Origin of the sequence: Wolbachia endosymbiont of Drosophila leontia, assembly GCF_028981785.1 — a bacterium.
Lineage (GTDB): Bacteria > Pseudomonadota > Alphaproteobacteria > Rickettsiales > Anaplasmataceae > Wolbachia > Wolbachia pipientis.
Genome location: NZ_JAPQLK010000132.1, coordinates 2,068 through 4,815, shown reverse-complemented (window position 1 = coordinate 4,815; position 2,748 = coordinate 2,068). Strand labels below are relative to the sequence as shown.

Below are 2,748 nucleotides of genomic sequence, written 5' to 3'. Positions count from 1 at the left end.
GCCAAAGAGATGGGTTGTTGAGCGATCTTTTGCTTGGTTAGAAAAATGTAGAAGATTGTGGAAAAATTGCGAACGTAAACTYAACACCAGCTTGCAAATGATTGTCCTTTCCTTCATTTCTCTCCTATTACGAAGATTTTAAACAGGTTCTAAGACAACTACCTTTAGCTCATCAGCTCAGTTATAAGCAAAATTTCTGGATTCCAGACTGGAATGACATCATCTGTTGTGCAATTTACCTTCAAAAATGAATGTTCGTACAGCTATGGATTCATTCGCGGTATAGATTCCGCTAACGAGTAGCTGAATGACGGTTTTTCAAATTGTAGAGCCACTTTAGCTATAGAACTCAATTACATAAGCAAACCTTACTTATTTTACTATCCCTGTTTACTTCCTGTAAAAAATATGTTACTAATGTATTGTATTTTGTAGTAGAATGGAGGAAATTTTGGCAGTTCCAAAAAGAAAAAAGTCAAAGTCAAGGCGTAATATGCATCGTTCTCATCATGCTATTGAGCCTAAGAATGTTGTGGTATGTTCAACAACTGGGGAATTCATGTTGCCTCATAACGTAGCAGTTGATGGCAGTTACAAAGGAAAACGGGTTTTCATCAAGCAACGGGCGGAGTGACTATTATGATATGTTACCTACGGTCAATAATAATATAGTTATTGCACTTGACGCTATGGGGGGCGATTTTGCGCCTCTTTCCGTAATTCAGGGTGCTGGTTTTTTTTTAGACAACCTTGTTGACCCAGGCATTAAAGTTTTTTTTCATATTTATGGAGATAAGGAAGAAGTATCTCCTTTGCTTTTGAAATATAAAAAAGTAAGTAACAATTCTGAATTTACTCATTGTTCTGACAATGTCCTTGCAAATGATAAGCCATCTTTTGCGCTGAGACATCGTAAAGACTCAAGTATGAAAGCTGCCATTGAGGCAGTAAAAAAAGGTAAAGCTTTCGGAGTGGTGTCTTCAGGCAACACCGGAGCATTGATGGCAATTTCCAGATTTATTTTAGGAACATTACCAAACATTTATCGTCCTGCTATTGCCTCTATCTGTCCAACTAAGACAAAAAGCTTCGCTTTGCTTGACCTTGGTGCAAATGTTGATTGTAATGCCGACTCATTATTTCAATTTGCGTTAATGGGTAGTATATTTGCAAAAATAGCATTAAAAATTGACAATCCTGAAGTTGCTTTGCTAAATATCGGCACAGAAGAAGTTAAAGGTAATGACTCAGTGCGCGGCGCTTTTGAGTTGCTTAAAAACGCTCCAGGCATTAATTTCAAAGGATATACAGAGGCAAGTGAATTTTTAGAGGGTAATATAGATGTGATTGTTGCTGATGGTTTTGTTGGCAATGTAATGCTCAAAACGGCTGAGGCAACCGCTAGTACCTTTATCAATCTAATAAAGCAGGAAGTATTCAATTCGTGGATAGCGAAAATGCTTGTTGGTATATTGTTAAAATCCAAACTAAATAAAGCTTTAACGCGTTTTAATCCCAAAATTAGAAGTGGAGCTATGTTTTTAGGGCTGAATGGTATCATCATTAAAAGTCATGGAAATTCTGATGCTATTTCTTTTGCCCATGCCATAAAATTTGCAGTAAATGCAATTAGTGAAAATTTAAATCAAAAGATAATTAACGGGGTAAGTCATATTGAATAAAAGTTTCATATTAAGCACTGGATCTTACCTACCAAGAAAAATGTTGAGTAACAACGAAATTGCATCGATAGTTGAGACGAGCGATGAATGGATAAGGCAGAGAACAGGAATAGTTCAAAGGCATATAGCAGATGAAGGAGAACTAACGTCAGATCTAGCTGTAAATGCAGCAAAAAGTGCTATAGAAAAAGCTAAAATTTCAGTAGATGAAATTGACTTGATTATAGTTGCTACAACAACTCCTGATAAAACTTTTCCTAGCTGTGCAACGATTGTACAAAGTAAGTTAAAATGTAAAAACGCATTTGCTTTTGATGTACAAGCAGCATGCTCTGGTTTTATATATGCAGTTACAGTTGCTGATTCGCTCATAAAATCTAACAATAGAATTAAATATGCATTGGTTATAGGTGCTGAAATAATGTCTAGGATTGTTGATTGGGAAAATAGGTCAACTTGTGTACTCTTTGGTGATGGTGCTGGTGCAGTAATAATGAAATCAGCATGTCATTTTAACGTCATTCCAACAAATGATGCTGATACTTGGGTGGCAGAGAAGGGGGTTACAAAAGGTATAATTTCAACTAGCCTATATTCTGATGGCAATGTGGACATACTATGTACGAACGGAGGGATATCCTCAACTGGTGATTCTGGAAAAATATGCATGAATGGAAGAGAAGTGTTTAAACATGCAGTGGATAAGTTAACAGCCTCAGTAGAGGAAACTCTGAAATGCAATAATTTGAAAATCACTGATATTGACTGGTTAATTCCCCATCAAGCAAACATTCGTATTATTGAAGCAGTAGTAAAGAAATTAGATTTTCCTATAGAGAAAGTGATTAATACCGTTGATAAGCATGCAAACACCTCAGCGGCATCAATTCCACTGGCCTTAGACTATGCAATACAAGAATCAAAAATAAAATCAGGAAATCTGGTACTGCTGATTTCAATAGGTGCAGGCCTGACCTGGGGTTCCGTGTTGCTGCACTATTAGAACCTGTTAAGGATCTCGAAAATATGAGGTAAAATAAGCATAGTTAAGAAAGAGGTATATCTA

At 36.4% G+C, this 2,748-nt stretch carries 4 protein-coding genes; all 4 read left to right on the top strand.

All coding sequences use genetic code 11. From position 1 onward, the window contains the following. A partial coding sequence (locus OZD63_RS04595) for a transposase (RefSeq protein WP_275008078.1) occupies positions 1-142 on the top strand: 142 nt, incomplete at its 5' end. A 309-nt stretch (positions 143-451) separates the two neighbouring features. After that, the gene (rpmF, locus tag OZD63_RS04590) at positions 452-634 is read left to right on the top strand and encodes a 50S ribosomal protein L32 (RefSeq protein WP_275008252.1); all 183 of its coding nucleotides are present in this window, start codon (positions 452-454) and stop codon (positions 632-634) included. A gap of 10 nt (positions 635-644) precedes the next feature. Continuing rightward, positions 645-1,682, top strand: a complete 1,038-nt coding sequence (gene plsX, locus OZD63_RS04585) for a phosphate acyltransferase PlsX (RefSeq protein WP_274980148.1) — start codon at positions 645-647, stop codon at positions 1,680-1,682. Then, a complete protein-coding gene (locus tag OZD63_RS04580; protein WP_182321005.1) occupies positions 1,675-2,685 on the top strand; it encodes a beta-ketoacyl-ACP synthase III in 1,011 nt (336 codons plus the stop codon). Before plsX ends, OZD63_RS04580 begins: the two co-directional genes overlap by 8 nt. Positions 2,686-2,748: the final 63 nt, after the last annotated feature.

What these genes read in the sequence shown, in the direction of transcription:
- plsX (WP_274980148.1), top strand. Translation starts at nt 645, where the DNA reads ATGTTACCTACGGTCAATAATAATATAGTTATTGCACTTGACGCTATG.